Raw genomic sequence first — 22,108 nt, 5'->3', positions numbered from 1 at the left:
TGAAAGCGTTTGCAAGTTAATTTGGTTGATTGCATATCTTGAGTGGACGAGTGGGTAATATCTTAATCGTCAACAATAATTCTGAAAGAGTAGGATAATATGAATTATAAATACAGTACCTTGGCGCTGGCCATTGTCGCCCTCCTGACTGGCTGCGGCGCAGAAGATAATAAAGATATTGGAGACGATAACAATATTTACCCACCGATTATTAAGGGTGAAGTAACAATCCCTGCATTACATGTTGGCTTGACTGCACAAGGTGCATACCAATATTTCGATCCAAACCCTGCAGCACGACCAGAAGGCAACAGTATTTATAGCTGGCGTGATGCTGTTGATACTGAATTAAGTAGCGAGCAAGCAATTGATTTAACTTATGACCTACTCGGTGACAGTCTGCGTTTTTGTGTTACGCCTGTCGCTCAAGGCACTAATACCACAGTAGGTGAAGAAGCCTGTAGTGATCCGAGAGTGGTAAATGAGCCGTTAGGTGAACCCCCGGTTGCTGACAATGTACAATTAGACAATACTACGCCTGACGTTGGCGAGACCCTGACGGGGAGTTATGATTACTCTCACTCTGATGCAAGTGAAGGTAACACAGAGTTTACTTGGTATGCTGATGATTCCCTCATTGCTGGTGCCGATGCAATCACCTTAGCTTTGCTGGCAAGTGAGACGGAACTTAAAGCGGTTAAGTTTTGTGTAACACCTATCACTCAGGAATCAACGCCTGTGCGTGGTGACGAAACATGCTCATTAGCAACAGATCCTGTTAAGCCGATTGCTGGCTCAGCTCCGGTTGCTGAAAATACTGTGATTGTTGGCAACGGTTTTGTTGGGGCTGTATTAACGGGTAATTATGACTTTGTTGATACTGATGGTGATTTAGAGGGGACGTCGCGACGAGTATGGAACCGTGACGGTGCACCAATCCCTAATGCAACGGCTACCACATATACAGCGGTAGATGCAGATGAAAATAAGAATTTAACTTTCTGTGTTACACCTATATCAGCCACAGGTACACCAACGGATGGTATAGAAGCTTGTTCAGCCGATCTATTAATTACCAAAAAGATTGAAACGGTTCCCGTTGCTGCAGATGTTGCGGCCAATGTTCAATCTGGCGGTGTCGCTGAAGTCGGCGAAACGTTAGTAAGTAGTTACACTTACTCTCAGGATGAGGGAGCATCTGAAGGTGACTCACTAGGTAACTGGAATGTTGGTGGCATAGATCAGCCTAGCTGCACGACGGCACAAGGTTGTGAATATCCGTTAACACAAGCTGATGTAGGTAAAATAATTAGCTTCTGCGTAACACCTGAAACACTATTAGGTACTCCGGGTATAAAAGCCTGCTCTACTGATGTCACCACTATGGGGATCGAATTAAGTGGTGTGCTTGAATATGACAATACCTTAGTTGCTGTTGTTCATGGCTATGATGGCGATGTGAATACCGCTGGTAATTGGATGGTCGATACAACTGACCAAACGGGTCCTGCTGGTGATTTGACTCCTATATCGCAAGGTACAGGTACAACCTATACCATTGGTAATCGTGCTGCCGTAACAAATGATACTAATGGTAATTTAATTATTGATGATTATGATTGGATTGCAGATGGCTCGGTTGCGGTTGATGCGCGTAACTTTGTCGGTAAATCAGTACAGTTCTGTTTAGACACTGTTTCATATGGACAAAAATGTGTTTCAGCTGCTGACTTTGCAGAGGTAAAAGGTGGTTTATACTTTGATGCTACCAACAAAACCCTGCGTGCGATTGAACCTATCCGTGAAGTTGCGTTTGGTGCGTTTGTTTATCACCGTCCATTGACTGTTGCTGAAGCTGCGTTAAAGGCTGATGCTGGTTTTGGTGCTGATATACCTAATGCGTCAGAAACCATGACAGCTAATGGCCTTGATTGGGCTAAATTTTCACAGATAGTTGATGGTGAAAAACTGGCGCTAAATTCATGCCGTAACTTGTATGCAACGGGTGGTGATTGGCATTTGCCTATTAGCCAGTTTACAGCTGGAAGTAAAGGTTATATCTCGAACTCATATGCTGCTGACGGTAATATCCCACCAACAGGTAGTACGAACTCGATGATTCGATTAACCAAAGATTTAATCACTGATTCTGATGACCCGACATTTGGTATTTCACCTGTGTATGGCTGGCCTATTGGTGGCACAGATAAAATACCTTTCGGTAGTGCATCTCGCCTTCCTGACGATGGTAACTTCAATGTCGTTCGTTTCTATGCAAATGGTGGTTCAGCAAATAATTACACTGAAGCGCAAGCACCATTGATTACTTGTGTAAAAAAATAATCTCTATTATTTTATAACGATAAATACCAACCTTCATGGTTGGTATTTTTTTACCTGCGATAAAAAAGCCCTATCAGCATTCACTGATAGGGCTTAAATAGTATTCTTTATATTAACTTATGAATGGCCAGTTTTACCTTCTGCGGCTAACTTTGCTGCCTTCTCTTTTAAGTAAGCCTCTAATGAACAGTCACCAGCATGGTTTGGGTAACCCGGTTTATGGGCGCGCCATTGTGGATCTATGCTTACCGCTTGAGTTTTGAATGGGTCAATGTACTCGTGGGTGTAATTGATAAACTTGTCACGGTATTCAGCGAGTAGGACGCTGTGTGCTGGATCATTCGCGAGGTTTTGACGTTCACCTGGGTCATTGCTCAAGTCAAACAATTCTTCTGCGCCTTCTTCTTGATAAACTGTGTATTTATGTGTTTTAGTGCGATACATACGCGATGGTTCAATTGTTGTTTCACGGCTGGTATACCATTGACTGACGACTGCATCACGCCAATCACTTGGTGTTTCACCAGCAACCAGAGGTAATACACTGCGGCCATATAAGCCGACAGGAGTTTCGATGCCTGCATAATCACATAATGTTGGCAGAAGGTCACATAGAGACACTAAATCAGTGTTATCGCCACCACTCGGAATACCAGGACCGGTCATTACAAATGGCACATTGGTTGCTTCTTCATAGAAGAAATTCATCTTAGTGACTTGTCTGTGGCTACCCATGGCATCCCCGTGATCACTAAAGAATACGATCAAAGTATTGTCGGCTGCGTCAGACTTAGCTAAGGCGTTAAGTACCTTAGTGATACTGTCATCGGCCATTTTGGTGTAGTGATAATAAGCAGCCAGATACTGACGGTAATTTAAATCATTCCAGTGTGAAGCTTGGTGCATACGGTGATGGCCACAACACAGGTACTGAATTGATTTCGGGCGGTTGGTAATATCATCAAGATTTTCGAAGTTATTACGTAATGGTGGCAGTGGCCCGATCCCGGGAATATCACCGTGTTCACCAGCGAACGCACCAACCCAACCACAGATGTTGTGTGGGTTGTTAAAATCGACCGCCATAATGAACGGCTTATCGTGCTTTTTAGCTAAAAATTCAACACTTTTTTGTTCAGCATAGATATCTTCGCGTGAGTCATAGTTGACTGGGAAGGCAGCGGTCGCCTCCATCTCGATTTCGATTTGCTCGGCACACTCGAAGCCTTTTAATGAACCGAAATCGTGCTGTTTACCAAAATGTACCGCGTCATAACCGGCATCACTAAATAACTGTCCAAGGGTTGGCATCGTCGATGGAATATTCGGGCTATTATTACCATGTACACCGTTTTGGTGGGGTAGGCGTCCGGTCCAGAAGGAAGCGCGTGAAGGTCCACATAACGGGTAAGCGGTATAGGCTGAATTAAACTTAGTACCTTTGGCAATTAGGCTATCAATAGTCGGCGTTTTTACCTCGGTATTACCATAGCCGCCAATACCATGGCGGGACAACTGATCGGCGGTGATCAGCAGTATATTTCTCACTTCACCTTTCGCAGGGATTGCAGAAGCGGCATTAACAGCATTACTGGTGAGCAATGTTGACGCGGCTGTTGTTGCTGCAGCTCCGGCGACACCTTTCATGAAACTACGTCTGGAAATAGACATCAAAACCTCACTTTAATCGGGTTATATTATTTAAGATTACTTTAATTGGTAAACTTTAAAATCATCGGCGCGTAGGTGACTTTTCCATGTACGGAAGCCAAACATACCTGATTTGAATTGTTCATTATCTTTGATCTGATAAAGTAAATTATCGTTGCTGTAAATGAGTGTGACGTCGTCTAAGCTGACAATTTTGATATTGGTGGCTTCATTTGGCACATTCATGAATTGCTTATCTTCGACGTCATATTCTGGGAGTAATGGACGCGTGCCATCACCTGGATAGCGACGGTAACGAGTCGTAGAGTTTTCATTGGCGCCATAACCAATGTAATACAGTTGCATTGGATCATACTTGCGCATATCGCCACCACGCCAGGCTGATTTCGCAAAGAAATCACTACTGCCTGGTTCAGACGCCATCCAAAAGAAATTTAAATCGGTACCACGATCGTTCGGCCCGTCATTGACAATGACAGTGCCGTTAAATTCGATCACCGAAGGGGTCGTCACTTCGTGTTTAAACCAAACGGTGACACCCGCACCATCATCCATATCTAACATTTCATCGATAATAGTCACTTGGGTTTGATCGGTTTTTTCCACCACCCATTGTTGCATGCCCTGATCAAAGTCATCGCTGTATAGCAAAGTACCTTGTTCCGAGATTAATTGATTTGGATTGAGGTCTTGGTAATGCTCGCTGGCGATATCGATACTTTCAGATAAGCTGCACCCAGATAAGGCAAGTAAGCCTGTCAGTGCAAGAGGGGTTAAATTATTCATAATATGCTTGCTCTATTCAGCGTGAATGGTGGCAATGAACCCAGTACCGCATGATTAAATATAGGGGGGGCTGAGTTCATTGGTAGTTGTTAGGTATACCCGTTTAGCACGTTTTCTGGCACGACGGTTGGACGCCAAGGATCACCGGTGTGTTCAAGCCAAGGCAGGAGTTCTTCGATGATAAGCTGGTGGATTAGTTCGTCATTACCTTCAGCTATATTACTCATCTGATAAGGGTCATTTTGGTTATCATGCAGAGTATAACTAAGTGGTTTGGCAATTCGACGGTCAACAACTAAGGTATAGCGATCGGTTCTGATACCGCGTCGACCGTAAGATTGAGCGCCGTATGGCATGAAGGCATATAATTGCGATGTTGGCTGCTTATCACCTTGAATACCACGGACGGTATTGGCAAAGTTGGTACCTTCAACAGTATCTGGGATCAAATCTTCCATCCCTAACAGCCCAAGCATAGTTGGGTAGATATCGGGCGCTGAGAATAAAATATCACTGTCTTGCGCTGCAAGTGTGCCAGGCCAACGGAAGATCATTGGAATACGCATTGATTCTTCATAGTGAGTATTCTTGGTTGGCATGCCGTTTGAACCCATGCAACAGCCGTGATCAGAGAAGAATACCACCAAGGTATCTTCGGCAAGATTTAGGCTATCAAGTTCATCGATAATTCGACCAAACTGTTCATCTACGCCATTGACCATCGCCATGTATTCTTTAAAGAATTTAGGACCATACCCTTCGGTATATTCTTTATCCCATTGTACATTTTTACGCGTATTTAAACTTTCTGATGTTTCATCTTTATAGCGATCTAAATATTTTTGTGGTACTTGGTCATACGGTGAATGCGGAGGATTCATTGATATTACTAAGCTAAATGGCTGGTCATCCTCACGGTATTTACCATCTTCATTACGTAAATATTTAATCGCGATATCTGCTTCATGCTCAGGACTCCACTGGTTGATCTGTAGCGGTTTATCACGTGGTGTATCATTGGTCCAATAGATTGGATTCATGTGCAGATCATAGGTACCGTATGAATACCAGAAATCAAACCCGTGGCGGCGATCTGGTGGCGTCCAATCGTTCCAATATTTGCCTTCCATAGGGTTGTTATAACTCGGTACGAATGGTGCGTGTGGCGCATCAAGATGCCACTTACCAATGTAGCCCATGCTATAACCTTGCTCTTTCATGATGCCAGACCAAGTTAATGCATTACGGTTAAGTTCAATACCAAAGTCACTGCCACCAAAGTTACCTGGCATAGGTGTATGACTGTTACCTTGAATACCACTGCGAACCGGATATTGACCCGTCATTAACATACCGCGAAATGGAGTACATAACGGGAAGTTAGATACCGCCTGTTTTAAATGTACACCTTGTTTAGCAAATTTATTGATATTAGGCGTATGTGATGGATCTTGCTGCATAAACTCCATCGCTTGGGTGCGCAATTCATCGGGGAAGACAATCAGCAAGTTTGGCTTTTTAGTCGGCGCGGCTTTTGGTGTTATCGGATTGCTTGACGTAAATGTGCTGCACCCCGTTGTCGCAACCGCTGCGGCTCCAGCACCTGTAACTGCAATTCCTTTAAGTAAATCGCGGCGTGAAATAGACATTAATTGCCTCCTTAATTCGGATGTTTTAAACGTGTTACTGTTCTTTTTGTAACGCGTCATACCATTGCTTTCATATAGTGTCATATTATCATCTTCGTAAGGAAACGAAAGTTAATGCTGCGGATTAAGATCACAAAAGAAATAATAGATAACGCCCAAGCCTTATTTTTTAGCGTTTCATTCGCAGTGTCATCAATAAACCAAGGAAGGCAAGTAAAGCAAAGTTAAATGACCCTCCACTGTCTTTTGCTGGCGCAACTGGATCTACAGGGTCAACCGGTGGTTCAATTGGCGGCTCTGGATCAACTGGCGGGTCGATAGGCGGCTCCGGTTTATCGGTATCAATCGGCCATAAACTGACATTGACCGATTCTCCAAACAGACTTTCTGCCTTGATAACCGTGGTATCTGCGGTATGCGCAAAAGCCAAGCTATCTGTTTGCCACAAACCATCGATTTCAACAGTAACAGGAATAGCTTCTATCGGTTGGTCATTATTGGTTAAGTTTAACTCCGGCGCGGTAATACTTAAATGAATTTGCTCTGATTCAACTTTAGCTAATACCAATGCGATGCTATCAATATCTTTTATTGGACCTTGGCTAAAACGACTCGCGACATAACTGGTATAGCCGTAAAGGTTGTCAGCTTTACTCCATACTAACTGTTTGTCAGGATCTGTTATTAGTACTTTAAATACTGGCGAATTTTTCATTTCTTGCGCGAGTGCCGTCATTTGCGATGGCGTTGCCTGCATGACAATTATATATTCGTAGTCGACTTGGTTTGGTGCTGTACCATGGTTTATCCATGCGGAAGAAAACAGTCCAGAAGTATCCACTTTGGTTTTGTTATGTTGCGAATTTTGCTTCGCTCGTTGCACTTTAACTTCTGGTGCATTAATTAAATAGTAGCCGACACCATTGTCATCAATTATCCAATCACCTGAGCTGATAGTCCGGCTGTAGCTGTTTTGGGTAACGCGTTGATTATTGATCCACAAACCTTGAGAATTATTGGTGATCGCTAACTGGAACAAGGTTGTTTCGGTGTTATGGCTACTATCGGTATTGCTAATGTTATTACCGGCTAAGTATAATTTATCGTCGACAGACAATACTTGTTTATGTGCGGTGAAGCTTGATTCATAATTGTCGAGATTACGTGGCGCTTGATGTTTGAAAGTAAATAAACCGTATTTATCTTGCAATGATACTGAGCCACTGACACCTTCGTCAGAGCGTACCATCACCGTTGACGTTTTAGGGCTTTCCAGTAATGCTAACGGCAGGTGGATCGTTGTTGTACCTGGATTACGATTCCAATCCCAACCTTCTTGTTTAAAGCCATAAGCAACCGGATCGCCGTAAGGTAAAACGTGGACACTGCCATGACTTTGATAGCGACCAAAACGATTATCCTTGGTGTAGATTTCGGCTGACCATACGTCTTTGTTATAACCTTTGATCATGGCCATACGTTCGCCATTACGATGGACGCCAAATGCGCCACCATTATAACTCCAATTACCCTGAGGTAAGGCTGCTGGTTTAATGGTTTTACCGAAATGAGATGCACTATTTTGTTCGTTAATTCCCATTACTTGTAAATAAATAGCGGCTAGCTCTTCATCAACTTGTGGGTAGCTGTTGGCAACCCATTTTAAGGCATTAGCATAATTTTTTACGCCTAATGTGGTGAAAGGATGACGACCTGCAATACCAATCGGAACCACAGCATTGGTGTAATTCCAGCCAGCAGTCATGGCCAGTTTTAGTTTATCCATGCCCGCATTGTCGATGCTAAATAAGGTGTTTTTTAGCATGTAAATGACATGACCCGCATTTTCAAAGGCAGGGAAGGCATAACCTGGATAGTTACCGTGATGACGAAATGCCGTGCCATCAGGGCGGAAACCATCATTGGTGCCTGGTGGTGTCTGTGCTAACGCCCCAGAAAAGAAAGACGCAAATTTGTGTAATAAAGCAATACGCTCTTTATCATTTGGATTGAGTAATAGCATGGCTAAATGTTGACGAGATAAGGTATTAAAATAATCTAGATTTGAACTTGTCGCACTCAGTAGCATGTCAAAGCTGTCTTTAAATTCGCGCGAATACCACAATAGTGCTTGGTAAACTTGTTCAGTGAGTTGATTGTCGTCGAGCGTTTGTTCCATCATCAATGCTGAGATATACCACCAACGGCTTGAGTAACCCCAGTGGTGAGTCGTGACTAATGAACTGCCATCTGCAAACCCTTGATCGAGTAAGTGTTCTGTCATTAATTGATACATGTAGCTAAGGCGTACTTTATCAGCGCTGTATTTCGGGTTGGTATAGGCTTTGGCGATATCGAGCATTAATTTACTGTAGCCCGCGACTTTATTGCCTTTGTCATCGTTGTCACCGAGTATCGCGTATTCATTGAAGTCATCTTTATCCGTTTGCGTTAGCTGTTCGGGTTGATAAATCACTTGCTGTTTATCGGTTAAAAGGTGACGACCACGGATCACTCCGTTGCTATCTTTGCTGATGTTGAAAGCGGCAAAGCTAGCCTCTAAGTTAGCAACTGAACCGGGATCACCGCCAAATTCAGTGATAATGGTTTGCTTGATTAATTCCGCATCGTCTAGCTCTGCCAGTGTTGGTTCTGGCAGCTCGGTAGGTAATTTGAAATCAATTTCGGGTTCAGTAATACGCGTTGTTACTTGGTCATCAGACCATTGGTAACGGTAATCATCGACAGAAACCATGATGCGGTCGATATACAGCGCGCCTGTTGTCATCCCTGTTTTGGTTGGAGAGGTGAACGTAATGCGAGAGAGTTCAGTCGTATTTTTAAAACTTTCATTCAAATCGAGATTTAACGACACACCGATTGAGCGCCAGCCGGTAAAGTTTAGATTCACCGGAAATTGTGTGTTGATACCGCTACTGTTATCGCTGAGTTCTACCGTTAATGGTGCATCGATAGCCTGCTCATTGTAAATCCAAAACGACAATACTTGTGTCGCATTACTGACATAGGCAGCAGTCGCTTGCTTATCCGTTAAACGGGTTATATTTAGATCATTGAGACGAAGTGAAGTCGTGCTATCCCATTGCCAATGGAGTGACTGTTCACCCAGGATCGCACGTTTCGTTGATAATTCGACTTGCTCGCCTGATACCCAGCTTGGTGTTTGGTTTTCTTCAAAGCTGAAGATATCGGCGGTTAAATTATTGGCCTGACTAATCGTTGGCAATAAAGCGCTAAGTAACAAAATAGATCTTGTTGTTAGTTGATTAGTATAGCTACTAAGTGATGGCATAAACTTCCCGGCATAGTGCAGTGAAAAATAATTGAAGATCAGTGAAGTTAATAATACGGCCTTAATCTTCGAATGCTTTCACTGTAAGGCAATTAAATATTTTACGATATGCTACATTTTAGTTTTATATTCATTTTGTGATATTGATTGCTTGTTTGTCGGGGTTTTGTAGCTGTTTTGATATTTAAATTATCTTTTTGGTATTTATTTTATATAACAACACACTGGTTATGAATGCTTTCATTTGATCTTCATTGGCCTTTGTTTTGTCGTTTTATTGATGGCGCTCACAATAAATTGTCAGTGATTGGCTTATTATCCACGGCAATATTGACGTTGATTTAATAAATTTTCACCCAAAAAAAGGAATTTAACATGTTTAAGTTGAACCAATATAGCTTTGGTAAAAGAATTGGCTTTGGCTTTGCGATTATTATTTTCTTACTTTTAAGTGTGTATGCAGAAAGCTTACGCAGTCGCGCTGTGGTTGATCAAGGCATTGTAAAATTAAATGCCGCTAACGTCGGTGTCCGAGAAGTATTTGGTTTACAGGTGCTGGAAAATAATTACTTAAATACCCGCGATCCACTTTATGCCCAGCGGTTTAATAAATGGCACAAAGTGAATCTCGATAACTTTATTGCTACTAAACATGTGTTTAACTCGTCGAAAAACTTACCGTTAGTCAGCCAATTTGAATCGGCAAATCGTGAATATGGTCAGTTTTTTAATGTCTTTAACCAGCAGGTTGTGACAATCCAACAAACAATGCAGCAATTATTGGCGCTAGAAAATCAATGGCGCGAAACTACCCTTGCATTACCAACGCAATTACGACTCATCGAATTAATACGCAGTCGAGAACGCGTGCTGGCGATGTTGCAGCCGGAAGTCACCGCGCAGTGGTTAACTGACTTACTCGCTTTACGTGACGATTTACCCGCACAAACTTATTCTATTTATCTGCAATCACTTAATGATATTAATATCTTGCTTGAGGCGTCGATTACTACGCGCAATGAGATGTTACAAGCTGCACTGGCTGTCCGTGATAGCGCCAAAAAACTCGTTGTTAATATTGAACGTCAGATGGCAGAAGAAAAACAACTGAGCTTTATGTTGGGGTTGAGCGTGAGTATTTGTGCTGTTTTTGCCTGTGGCGTTATTGGTTATGTGATCACGCGCTCGGTGGTTAAACCGATCCAATCATCCATTGAAATGGTCGAACAGTTAGCGCAAGGGCAGCTATACCATCAATTAAAGCCAGAAGGGCGCGATGAGATCGCGAGTTTGGTGAGCGCGATTAACCACATGAGCACTGCGTTGCATCATATGGTGGGAGATATTAAACAAAATTTAGTCGTACTCACCCAGATGACAGGGTCGATGACAGATATTGCCGTCGGTAATAAGCAGGGCACTGAGCAACAGTTATTGGAGTCTGAGCAGTTAGCGGCAGCAATGACCCAGATGTCGGCAACTATGACTGAGATTAGTCAAAGCGTGAGCGAAGTGGCCAGTAGTGTTCGCGATAGCCAAGAGCTCATTACCAGTTGTAATAAGGTATCTGATCTTGCCATGACAGACATTAAAGTACTCAGTACTAATATTACCGCAGCATCCGGTGTAGTGAATAATTTAGCCGAAGAAACTGAAAATATTAATTCGGTATTAGATGTTATTAATGGTATTTCCGATCAAATTAACCTGCTGTCATTAAATGCGGCGATTGAGGCTGCTCGTGCTGGTGAGCAAGGTCGAGGTTTTGCTGTTGTTGCCGATGAGGTGCGATTATTGGCACAGCGAACACAAACCTCAACACAAGAAATTCATAGCATTATAGAGTCATTACGCAGCGGAGCTGGACATGCAGTTAAAGCGATGAGTGTCAGTCAAACTTCTGTTGCTTCATCGCGTTTGCAAGTCGAGGAGATTGGTTCTCATATTTCTCATGTTGCCGGTTTAATTAACAACGTGGAAGAGCAAACCGTGAGTTTATCGCAGGCAATGATAGAGCAGAGTGCGACGTCGGAATCATTTAACCGCAGCTTACAAGTTATCGTTAATGTGACACGCACTGCATCGACAACGGGCGAAGAACTGGCTGGCAGCGCACTGAAATTAAGCCAGTGTAAAGATGAGATATATACCCATATGAATGAGTTTGAATTGTCTGAGCATTAAAAGCGGTTGGTTTGTATGTGTAGATACTGAGTGCAATGACGCTTAGCCTGTGCTACTCCATTTAACCACTTACTTTCGAATGCTTGCCTTTTCTTTTGAATTGTATGGTTTGTGTGATCTGAATTGGGACTGGGCTTACTTTTTAGCGTATATTTACTTTCGTTATTATTTTCCTAGTTTATTTTAGAGGTATGCCATGGTTGCTAAAACACCTTCCCAAGCACATTTTCATATGATGGCAAAACCAGCGAGCTATCGTTGTAATCTGAAATGCGATTATTGTTTTTACCTTGAAAAAGAAGCAATGATGACGCCAGCACAAGCACACTCCGATGCTGACAAAATGTCTGACAGTATGCTCAAAATCTATGTTCGAGATTATATTCGTTCGCAAGCTGGTGATGAGATTGATTTTGCATGGCAAGGTGGTGAACCGACTTTAGCCGGTCTTGATTTTTATAAGTCAGTGGTCAAATACCAGCAACAGTTTGCCAATGGCAAAGTTATCTCAAATAGTTTTCAAACCAATGCCGTGGCAATTAACCGTCAGTGGGCGCAATTTTTTTATGATAACAACTTTTTAATTGGTGTCTCTGTTGATGGTGCGCCTGAAGTTCACGATAAATACAGAATATCAGTGAATGGTAAACCCACTTTTGAGCGGGTTAAGCATGCAATTGAACTGCTTATTGAATATAAGGTGCAGTTTAATACTCTCACTGTGATCAACGATCAAAATTGGAATAAAGGTAAAGAAACATACCAAGCATTAAAAGCACTCGGCTCAGTGCATTTTCAATTTATCCCTATTGTTGAGGTTGAAGCCAGTTGCCAACAAAGTACCACGGGTCATTACTCTCCCACGGCTGATGCGACATTAACGCATTTTTCGGTACCGAGTGAAGGGTATGGCAAGTTCATGACGGATGTATTTGATGAATGGATCAAAGCGGATGTTGGGAAAATATTTGTGCGTATGTTTGACAGTATGTTAGCCACTTGGATGGGCTATCCAGCCTCGGTGTGTGTACAGGCCAAGGAATGCGGACAAGCCTTGGTTATTGAATCTAATGGTGATGTTTATTCTTGTGATCACTATGTTTATCCCGCTAATAAACTCGGTAATATTAAGCAAACCGACGTGGTTAAACTGGCGACGAGTAAACAACAACAGCGGTTTGGTTCGGCAAAAAACAGCAAACTCACCAGCCATTGCCAGCAATGTGATTTTCAAGCGTTATGTTACGGCGGTTGCCCTAAGCATCGCATCACCGTTATGACTGGCGAAAAACATAAGCATAATTATTTATGTGGATCTTATAAGCAAATCTTTGGTCATACCACGCCAGCAATGCACTTAATGGCGCAAGAAATCCAACGTGGTGGATTAGCTGAAAATGTGATGCCGGTGATTGCGCGGATGAAAGCGCAGGGCAGATAGCTGACGCACAATTCGAATTTTTAATTGAAAGGAGTGAAGGATGAAATTATCTTCATCAAAACAAACATTACTAGCAGGTGCAATCGCTACCGCGTGTGCAGTTGCTCCAATCGCGGCAACGGCGGCTAGCGATAATTCACAGCCAAATGTGCTGATTATTGTGATGGATGATCTCGGTACTGCCCAACTTGATTTTACTTTAGATACCATAGATAAAGAGTTATTGGGTCAGCGAATTATTTCAGAGCGTTATAATGGCGATATGGATAAGCTGATTGATGCTGCAAAACGTTCTATGCCCAATGTGACTAAGATGGCCGCTGACGGCGTGAAAATGACCAATGCCTTTGTCGCTCATCCAGTATGTGGACCCTCACGTGCAGGTATTTTTACCGGTCGTGCACCAGCTAACTTTGGTATTTACAGTAATACCGATTCACTCGATGGGGTGCCATTAGATGTCACCTTGTTACCTGAACTATTCCAAGATAATGGTTATTACACTGCCAATGTTGGTAAGTGGCATAACGCTAAAAAGGCGAAGAAAAATAGCATTGCAGAAGAGTCACGAACTCGAGATTACCATGATAATGAGATTGTTGTCGCCGCGCCTGGTTATGCCCCGGACGAACGTGGTTTTGATTATTCTTATAGTTATTATGCATCTGGCGCAGCATTATGGAATACGCCGGCGATTTGGCGTAATGGCGTCAATGTGCCTTCACCGGGTTATTTAACCCATAACTTGACAGATGAAACGCTTACCGCGATTAAAGCGAGTGGCGATAAACCTTTCTTTATTAATTTAGCTTACAGTGTGCCGCATATTCCTTTAGAAGAGTATTCACCCGCTAAATACATGGATAAATTTAATACTGGTAATATCGAAGTAGACAAATACTTCGCAGCGGTGAATGCGGCTGACGAAGGGGTAGGTAAGATCTTAGCGTTACTTAAACAGCGCGGTGAACTTGATAATACTATGGTGTTCTTCTTATCTGATAATGGTGCTGTGCATGAATCACCAATGCCACAAAATGGCATGGATAGAGGGCATAAAGGTCGGTTATTTAACGGTGGCGTAAGGGTGCCGTTTATTGTGCGTTGGCCACAAGCGATCCCTGCTGGTGGTTATAGTGATTCATTAATATCAGCGATGGACATTATCCCGACAGCACTGACGGCAGCAAATATTCAGATCCCCGCATCGTTACAAGTAGAAGGGCAGGATATATTACCGCTACTATCAGGAAACACGTCGGAATCACCCCATCAATACTTGTATTGGGCGGGACCAGACGCGAAGCATTACAGTGATGAAAATACTCAGTTCTGGAAAGACTATCGTCAATGGATCACATTTGAAACTAACGATAAAGCCAACAATCCAAACCTAGAACGATTATCGAAAAGTTCGTGGGCGATCCGAGATCAAGAATGGGCGCTGTATTTTGTCGATGATGGCAGTCATGAATTACAACTCTTTAATGACAAGCTTGATCCGATGGAGTCCAAAAATCTTGCCGCGCAACACCCTAAGCGGGTAAAAGAAATGAAGGCGGCATTCTATGAATGGATTAAGGCCAAGCCAAAACCTGTCGTGTGGGGACAAGATCAGTATCAAATATTAACAGAGTCAGCAAAACCATAACTTTTAGCTGACTCAGCAACACCACCATATTTAGTAGAGTTAAGGGCACTGTAAACACAGTGCCCTTTTATTATAGGCATGTTATCCATTCATTATTAATAGGTGTATAACCGTGAACATTACAGGCAAACCACGTCCAACCATTCCTTATGAACATCCTAATTTAAAAATGCATTGGCACAATGTAAAACACAATATTGTGCGTCAAGTCTCTAAACGACCCGCTTACGGTAAACATGATGATACCTTGCAAGCGATATTTTCCAATGAACAGGTTGGTCTCCGTTATCTGTGTGATCAACTTGGCCGTTATGTGACAGAGGCATTTGAGCATTATGCCGTTTGGGATTATAGCCATGCCTATTATCCTGGCCGTCCTAGTCAGCAATCAGCCAGAGTCGATGCCATGGAAGGGGTCAGTCGGATATTACCCACTTTAGCGGCTTGGCTACACAGTCGTCCTGCTAATAGCACTTGTATGCAAGGTTTAAATAATAAAGACATTGATGTCGCCGCTATTTTACGCAAAGCATTATTAGCGGGCACAGATCCCAATCATCACGGCTACTGGGGAGTGTTAACTGATTACGATCAGCGTACTTGTGAAAGTGCAGATCTGGCTCTGGCGCTTTGGTTAAGTAAAGCGACGACTTGGGATGTGTTTACCTTAGCTGAGCAACATCAAGTTATCCGTTGGTTTAAGCAAGCGAGTGACGTTCAGACAGTTGATAATAATTGGCACTTATTTTCATTAACCGTTGAATTTGTGATCTTGGCGCTGACGAGTGAAGATACTATCTCTCATGATAAATATGCACGAGTGAAAGAGTTTCATGCCGGCAGTGGCTGGTTTAGAGATGGTGCGAATGGTAATTATGATTTTTATAATGCTTGGGGTTTTCATTATTCTTTGTATTGGTTACAGCAAATTAATCCCGATTACGATGCTGAATTTATCAATGGCGCTCTCGCTGAATTTAGTAACAGTTATCGCTATTTCTTTACCCCGGATGGTTTACCGCTATTTGGCCGTAGCGCGTGTTATCGATTAGCGGCTGCGGCACCGCTCTTAGCTGCAGTGGACAGCCATGCTGGTGAGATCCGGGTTGGTGAAGCGAAGCGTGCTTTTGCGACCAACCTAAAATACTTTATAAGCCAAGGCGCAATGAAAAATGGTGCGCCAACGCAAGGGTTATTTGCCGATGATGGACGTTTAATGGATAACTATAGCGGTCCTGCAAGTAGCTTTTGGTCATTACGCGCCCTTAATATCGCTTTTTATTGTGGTGAACGGATTGGCTTATGGGATGCTGCTGAAACCCCCTTAATGGTTGAACAAGGTGATTTTGAGCTGAATATTCTAGGCATTGGTGCAAAAGTCATTGGTGTGCAAGCAACGAAAGAGGTCGTTGTGATCTTTCTTTCAGAATATGTTATTTCGCAAACCCCTTTAACGCGTCGTCTGGAATCACAAAGTTGGCAAGATAAAGTCTTAGAAGTTATGTTAGGCCGAGCTAAGCGCCCTAAAAATAACCTATTACGCAAAGGTGTAACGTGTTACAGCTCAAAAATGACACACTATTTTTAAATCGATTACTTTTAATGCATTGCCATGATCTTGTTGCTTTCGTTGTCGTTAACAGTTATTTTCGTATCTAGCTTTCACATTTCAATATATGCGATGCTTTCATTGCGTAAGTGATAATTGAGTTTTTTTTTCACTTTGAGCCATTTTTTGTGCGTTACCTAACCCTATATAGTGGTATAGCGTGATAAAATATGTGCAAATGAGCATGGTAATATACATTTTTCTTACGTATTTCTATTTATTTTTTTGAAATATATGAATAAATCAGTTATTTAGCTACTTCTTAAGTGATATTTTCGTTTGTCGAAAATGTAAATAGAAATTTCGAAGTGATCTGAAAGAAATTGAAAGTTTGTGAAAGAGCTCAAAGGTTTTTCTTTTTTTTATTGTTCCTTTCGTTTTACGGTGTATTCTTCACTTGAAGCAAAGCGAAAGGTTTTTATTAATTTTTAGTTTTGTTGGGAGACAAATTTTATGAAAAGTGCTGTCGAAAGGCGCATGGAAATCATCAACGTGGTTAACCGAGACGGTAAAGCCCGCGTTGAAGACCTTGCTGCACTATTTAATGTCTCTAGTGTCACTATTCGAAGTGACCTTAGTTTTCTGGAAAGCAACGGTTATGTGGTTCGATCACATGGTGCTGCCATTCCGAATACTGGGGTTGTTGCAGAATTGACTGTTCATGAGAAACGTCGGCATAACCCCGACATCAAGACTCGGATTGGCCAAGCTGCAGCAAAACTTATCAATAGTGGTGACACTGTTATTCTAGATTCGGGAACTACTGCAAAAGAGATTGCCTCTAGCCTAAAATCAATTGGCAGTGCAGTGGTTATGACCAATGGTCTGGATGTAGCGATGGAGTTAGCATCAGCACCTGGAATTGAAGTGTTGATGCCCGGGGGTATTCTCCGTAAGAATGCACTTTCTTTTAGCGGTTCACAAGCAGAGCAAGGTCTTAAAAATTACTGTTTCGATAAGTTATTTTTAGGGGTTGATGGTTTTGATTTGCGTGCCGGTATCACCACTCATAACGAGCAAGAAGCAAGTCTTAATCGTTTGATGTGTGATATTTCTGAACAAGTGATTGCGGTTGCCGATTCCAGTAAGTTTGGGAAACGTAGCTGTCATATGATCCGCGAGTTCGGTAAAATTGACATACTAGTTACTGATTCAGGTATCCCGGACGAATACGTAGAAGGTCTCCGAGATATGAAAGTTGAAGTGATTATTGTTGAAAAGGAAGATTGATCCAATAACTCCATAGTTTCATTACAGATGTTGACTGTGGAGTTATTTAATGAATACCCTTTTAAACTTAGTTAAGCGTCACAAAGCCGGCTCTAAAATCGGCATCTATTCTGTTTGTTCTGCGCACTCTCTTGTTATTGAAGCAAGTTTAAAGCAAGCGCTGAGCGATAATTCTTTAGTGTTAATCGAAGCTACTTCCAATCAGGTTGATCAATTCGGCGGTTATACCGGTATGAAACCTGCGGATTTCCGTGCATTCGTACTAAATAAAGCGGCTGAGCTTAACTTCCCTATAGAAAAAATCATTCTTGGCGGCGACCACCTCGGTCCAAACCGCTGGCAAAACCTACCTCCAGAAGAAGCAATGGCCAATGCCGATGTATTAATTGCTGCTTATGTTGAAGCCGGTTTCGAAAAAATTCACCTTGATTGCAGCATGTCTTGTGCTGGAGACCCGATCCCACTTTCTGATGAAGTTGTTGCCACTCGTGCGGCACGCTTAGCGGCGATTGCGGAAACCACCGCCATTAAAACATTTGGTAAGAGCAATCTTGTTTATGTGGTTGGTACTGAAGTGCCTGTCCCTGGTGGTGCAGCGGAAGAACTGGAAGAATTAGAAGTGACTTCTCCAGCAGCGGCCAAAAAAACCATCGATTGTCATTATCAAGCGTTTGCTGACGCCGGTGTTGCCAGTTGTTTAGACCGTATTGTTGGTTTAGTGGTTCAGCCTGGTGTTGAGTTTGACCACACCGGTGTGATTGATTACGACCGTGAAAAAGCACAAGAACTAAGTAAAGTAGTTGCAGACTATGGCAACATGGTTTTTGAAGCGCACTCGACAGATTATCAAACTGACAGCGCTTATAAAGCGTTAGTCGAAGATCATTTTGCCATCCTAAAAGTCGGTCCTGCATTAACGTTTGCCTTACGTGAAGCACTATTTAACCTGTGTTCAATTGAAAATGAAATCTTTGCTCCAGCACAACGCTCAAACTTACGCGAAGTGATCGAAGCTGAAATGCTTGCAGCGCCTGGCTATTGGGAAAAATATTACCAAGGCACTGAAGCACAACAAGGTTTCGCACGTCGCTTTAGCTTTAGTGACCGTATCCGCTATTACTGGCCAAATCAAAATATCGTCGCTGCACAAGCTAAATTATTTGATAACTTAGAAACAAGCGGTATCGCCTTACCACTGTTAAGTCAGTACTTACCAGAACAATTCCATGCTGTACGTGAAGGTCAAATTAGCACCAACCCGAAAGCGCTAGTTATCGATAAGATCCAACAAGTAATGCGTAGCTACGCAAAAGCTTGTATCTAAATTTGAATTAAAGGATAGAACAATGAGTAATTACTTAGGTTATAGCGCGGCAGAATTAGAACAACTAAAAGGCTTCTGGACAGCGAAAGAAATCGAACAACAACCTGAATGCTGGCGTGAAACGAAAGCAATTCTAGAACAGAATAATGTGCAAATTAATGACTTCATGACACCAATCTTAGCGCATAGTGATTTACGCATTGTCTTAACGGGAGCGGGCACATCAGCGTTTGTTGGTCGTTCTCTGAGTCCAATTTTAACACAGCAAACACAGCGTCGTATTGAAGCAGTATCGACGACTGATATTGTATCAAACCCTTATCAGTATTTTGCTGAAGATATTCCAACACTATTAGTATCGTTTGCGCGTTCGGGTAACAGCCCTGAAAGCGTGGAAGCGGTCAACCTGGCAAATGAATGCTTGAGCAATTGTTACCACTTAGTATTGACTTGTAATAACGAAGGTCAGTTATATGTCGCAAGTAAAAGCGATAGCAAATCATTAGCGGTATTAATGCCAGAGCAAACGAATGATAAATCGTTTGCTATGACGTCTAGTTTCTCTTCAATGATGCTTTCTGCTTTTTCGATATTAGGCGCTGGTGAGTCTAAGTTGAAAGATATCGAAAGTATTTGTAAGCATTCTGAGGCACAGGTCAAAGAAATTAATAAATTTATCGGTACAATAGATAACACTGAAGTAAACAAAGTTATTTACCTCGGGAGTGGTGGTTTTAAAGGTGTGGCTGAAGAGTCTGCATTGAAACTACTTGAACTGACTGCTGGGAAAGTTGTGATTAGTTTCGATTCTCCGCTTGGCTTTCGCCACGGACCAAAATCGATTGTTGATGATAAAACATTAATTTTTGTTTATATCTCAAATGATCCACAGACCCGTAAATATGATTTAGATTTATTAGCTGAATTACGCCGTGATGGTATCGCTAATAAAGTAATTGCGATTACAGCTCAACTTGATGAACAAGTGAGTGACGGTGATTACTGGCTTGCTGATGATATGCAAGATGCAACAGATGCTGGACTACTTTTTTCTTACATCTTAGTAGCACAAATTTATGCATTCCATCTGTCAGTAGAGCTAGGTAATACACCTGATAACCCTTGCCCAACCGGTGAAGTAAACCGTGTGGTTCAAGGTGTAACGATTCACAAATTTAACAAATAAGCACAGGGATTTATTATGACATCACCTAATATCGTTTGGACTCGTATTGATGAACGTCTATTACATGGCCAGATCCGTATTACCTGGGGTAAACACAGTGAAGCGAATCTAATTTTAGTTGCAAATGATGACGCTGCTGATGGTCCAAATGCGGCATTTATGCAAGCGGGTATGAAAGCCTCTGCTGGTGGCGAATATGCGGTACGTTTTTTCTCTATCCAAAAAACCATAGATGTAATTGCTAAAGCATCACCAAAACAAAAGATTTTTATCTTATGTAACAATCCAACTGACGTTGCTCGCTTGGTTGAAGGTGGTGTGCCCATTCCACATTGCAATGTCGGTAATATGCACTTCCATGAAGGCAAACGTAAATTGACTAAAACGGTTGCTGTAGACGATAAAGATATCGAAGCATTTAAACGTATTGTGAAATGCAGTGTGACTTGTACGATCCAAAATACACCGGATCAAAATCCGATGGATATTTTAGAGGCTATTGCTGAAACTGCTTAAGTATAAATGGTATTTAGCGTAGTGAGTTTAAAGGGAAATTATTATGGTATATGAAGCTTTATTAGTGGCGGCATGGGCATTTTTATGTGGTATCGATAAATACGATATTGCATTAAATATCCACCGTCCACTTATTACCGGCCCCGTTGTGGGCTTCCTCATGGGTGACATGCAAACAGGTTTAATCGCTGGTGCAACACTTGAGTTGGCATGGTTAGGTCTGGTGCCTAACGCGGGTGCTCAGCCGCCTGATGTAACTTTGGGTACAATTGCTGCGGTTGCATTTGCCATTATGACAAACCAGTCAGCGGCTATTGCAATGGGTGTGGGTATGCCGATTGCGGTATTAATGCAAATGCTGGTGATTGGTTTCTTTGCAATGACCTCATTCACTATGGGTAAAGCTGACCGTTATGCAGAAAGTGGTGATTCAGGTGGTATCGATCGCTTATTACTCGGCACGCTGTTCTTACGTGCAATGTTATATGCCGTTGTTGCTTTCGCTACCGTTTACTTTGGTGAGCATGGCGCAAAATGGATTGACGAAAATGCCCCAACGGTTGTGCTTGAAGGTCTTGGTATTGGCGCGAAAATGGTACCAGCGATTGGTTTTGCAATGTTACTTAAAATCATGTGGTCAAAAGAAGTGGCGGGTGTGTTCTTCATTGGTTTCGTTATGACAACATACTTACATTTACCAATCATGGCTGTTGCGATTATCGGTGCGTCGATTGCAGCATTGTATTTCTTCTATAGCGGTAATGGCACTGGCGACAATGCTAACAAAGATGATTTTGAAGAGGATTTTGAAGATGGCATCTGATATCACAGCGAGCAGTAACTTTGTTGAGAAAAAAGCACAAAATCACGTCAATCTAATTGATGGCATTGATGCTTATGAAGATACGACAAAGAAAAGTGCGATCACCAAGAAAGATCTTTGGGTATGTGCGTTCCGTGGTTTATTGATGGAAGGTAACTTCAACTTTGAACGTATGCAAGCCGGTGGTTTTGCTTATTCTATCATTCCCGCATTAAAGAAAATTCATGGTAATGAACGTGACTTTGCTAAAGCACTAAAGAACCATTTACAGTTCTTTAATGCCAGTCCAAAGCTATTTACCTTCTTACTTGGTACCGCGATTGCGATGGAAGAAAGTAAGGAGAAACCGTCAACTATTAACGTAATGAAAGTTGCGGGTATG

The 22,108-nt window shown here is 42.3% G+C and carries 15 protein-coding genes; 11 read left to right on the top strand and 4 right to left on the bottom strand.

Features of this window, described 5'->3' with window-relative positions; all coding sequences use genetic code 11:
- Positions 1 to 99 precede the first annotated feature (99 nt).
- Positions 100 to 2,343 (top strand): hypothetical protein, encoded by a 2,244-nt coding sequence (locus tag QNK26_RS13920; protein ID WP_319223979.1) that lies wholly within the window; start codon positions 100 to 102, stop codon positions 2,341 to 2,343.
- A gap of 117 nt (positions 2,344 to 2,460) precedes the next feature.
- On the opposite strand, the gene QNK26_RS13915 is transcribed toward QNK26_RS13920, so the two are convergent.
- The 4 genes from QNK26_RS13915 to QNK26_RS13900 all read right to left on the bottom strand — a co-directional run bounded on the left by QNK26_RS13915 (position 2,461) and on the right by QNK26_RS13900 (position 9,762).
- A complete protein-coding gene (locus QNK26_RS13915) occupies positions 2,461 to 4,014 on the bottom strand; it encodes a sulfatase-like hydrolase/transferase (protein ID WP_319223977.1) in 1,554 nt (517 codons plus the stop codon).
- Positions 4,015 to 4,050: 36 nt separating this feature from the next.
- Positions 4,051 to 4,800 carry a DUF6250 domain-containing protein gene (locus QNK26_RS13910; protein WP_319223975.1) on the bottom strand — a complete coding sequence of 250 codons (750 nt, stop codon included), beginning with the start codon at positions 4,798 to 4,800 and terminating at the stop codon, positions 4,051 to 4,053.
- A gap of 89 nt (positions 4,801 to 4,889) precedes the next feature.
- Positions 4,890 to 6,449 carry a sulfatase gene (locus QNK26_RS13905; RefSeq protein ID WP_319223973.1) on the bottom strand — a complete coding sequence of 520 codons (1,560 nt, stop codon included), beginning with the start codon at positions 6,447 to 6,449 and terminating at the stop codon, positions 4,890 to 4,892.
- A gap of 169 nt (positions 6,450 to 6,618) precedes the next feature.
- Entirely contained in the window at positions 6,619 to 9,762 is a 3,144-nt protein-coding gene (locus QNK26_RS13900) for a chondroitinase family polysaccharide lyase (RefSeq protein ID WP_319223969.1), read from the bottom strand.
- 375 nt (positions 9,763 to 10,137) lie between these two features.
- Here QNK26_RS13900 and QNK26_RS13895 point away from each other — a divergent pair, with 375 nt between their 5' ends.
- The 10 genes from QNK26_RS13895 to QNK26_RS13850 all read left to right on the top strand — a co-directional run.
- Positions 10,138 to 11,946, top strand: coding sequence for a methyl-accepting chemotaxis protein (locus tag QNK26_RS13895; protein ID WP_319223966.1), 1,809 nt, complete (start codon positions 10,138 to 10,140; stop codon positions 11,944 to 11,946).
- A gap of 196 nt (positions 11,947 to 12,142) precedes the next feature.
- On the top strand, positions 12,143 to 13,387 hold the full coding sequence (locus QNK26_RS13890) for an anaerobic sulfatase maturase (RefSeq protein ID WP_319223964.1): 1,245 nt from the start codon (positions 12,143 to 12,145) through the stop codon (positions 13,385 to 13,387).
- A gap of 40 nt (positions 13,388 to 13,427) precedes the next feature.
- Positions 13,428 to 15,038: a sulfatase gene (locus QNK26_RS13885; RefSeq protein WP_319223962.1), complete on the top strand. Its 1,611-nt coding sequence runs from the start codon at positions 13,428 to 13,430 to the stop codon at positions 15,036 to 15,038.
- Positions 15,039 to 15,150: 112 nt separating this feature from the next.
- The gene (locus tag QNK26_RS13880; protein ID WP_319223959.1) at positions 15,151 to 16,626 is read left to right on the top strand and encodes a DUF2264 domain-containing protein; all 1,476 of its coding nucleotides are present in this window, start codon (positions 15,151 to 15,153) and stop codon (positions 16,624 to 16,626) included.
- 474 nt (positions 16,627 to 17,100) lie between these two features.
- The gene (gene agaR / locus QNK26_RS13875) at positions 17,101 to 17,877 is read left to right on the top strand and encodes a transcriptional repressor AgaR (RefSeq protein WP_319223956.1); all 777 of its coding nucleotides are present in this window, start codon (positions 17,101 to 17,103) and stop codon (positions 17,875 to 17,877) included.
- Between the two features lie 49 nt (positions 17,878 to 17,926).
- Complete coding sequence (kbaZ, locus tag QNK26_RS13870) at positions 17,927 to 19,201, top strand: tagatose-bisphosphate aldolase subunit KbaZ (protein ID WP_319223954.1); 1,275 nt, start codon at positions 17,927 to 17,929, stop codon at positions 19,199 to 19,201.
- A 22-nt stretch (positions 19,202 to 19,223) separates the two neighbouring features.
- Entirely contained in the window at positions 19,224 to 20,387 is a 1,164-nt protein-coding gene (locus tag QNK26_RS13865; RefSeq protein WP_319223952.1) for an SIS domain-containing protein, read from the top strand.
- A gap of 15 nt (positions 20,388 to 20,402) precedes the next feature.
- On the top strand, positions 20,403 to 20,903 hold the full coding sequence (locus QNK26_RS13860; RefSeq protein ID WP_319223949.1) for a PTS system mannose/fructose/N-acetylgalactosamine-transporter subunit IIB: 501 nt from the start codon (positions 20,403 to 20,405) through the stop codon (positions 20,901 to 20,903).
- Between the two features lie 43 nt (positions 20,904 to 20,946).
- Positions 20,947 to 21,726: a PTS N-acetylgalactosamine transporter subunit IIC gene (agaW, locus tag QNK26_RS13855; RefSeq protein ID WP_319223948.1), complete on the top strand. Its 780-nt coding sequence runs from the start codon at positions 20,947 to 20,949 to the stop codon at positions 21,724 to 21,726.
- Positions 21,716 to 22,108, top strand: a 393-nt coding sequence (locus tag QNK26_RS13850; RefSeq protein WP_319223946.1) for a PTS system mannose/fructose/sorbose family transporter subunit IID, incomplete at its 3' end; no start/stop codon positions are given. The genes agaW and QNK26_RS13850, both read left to right, overlap by 11 nt.

This window comes from Moritella sp. (genome assembly GCF_033791185.1).
Taxonomy (GTDB): domain Bacteria; phylum Pseudomonadota; class Gammaproteobacteria; order Enterobacterales; family Moritellaceae; genus Moritella.
The sequence above is the reverse complement of the archived record's forward strand: the minus strand, read 5'-3'. Positions and strand labels throughout refer to the sequence as shown.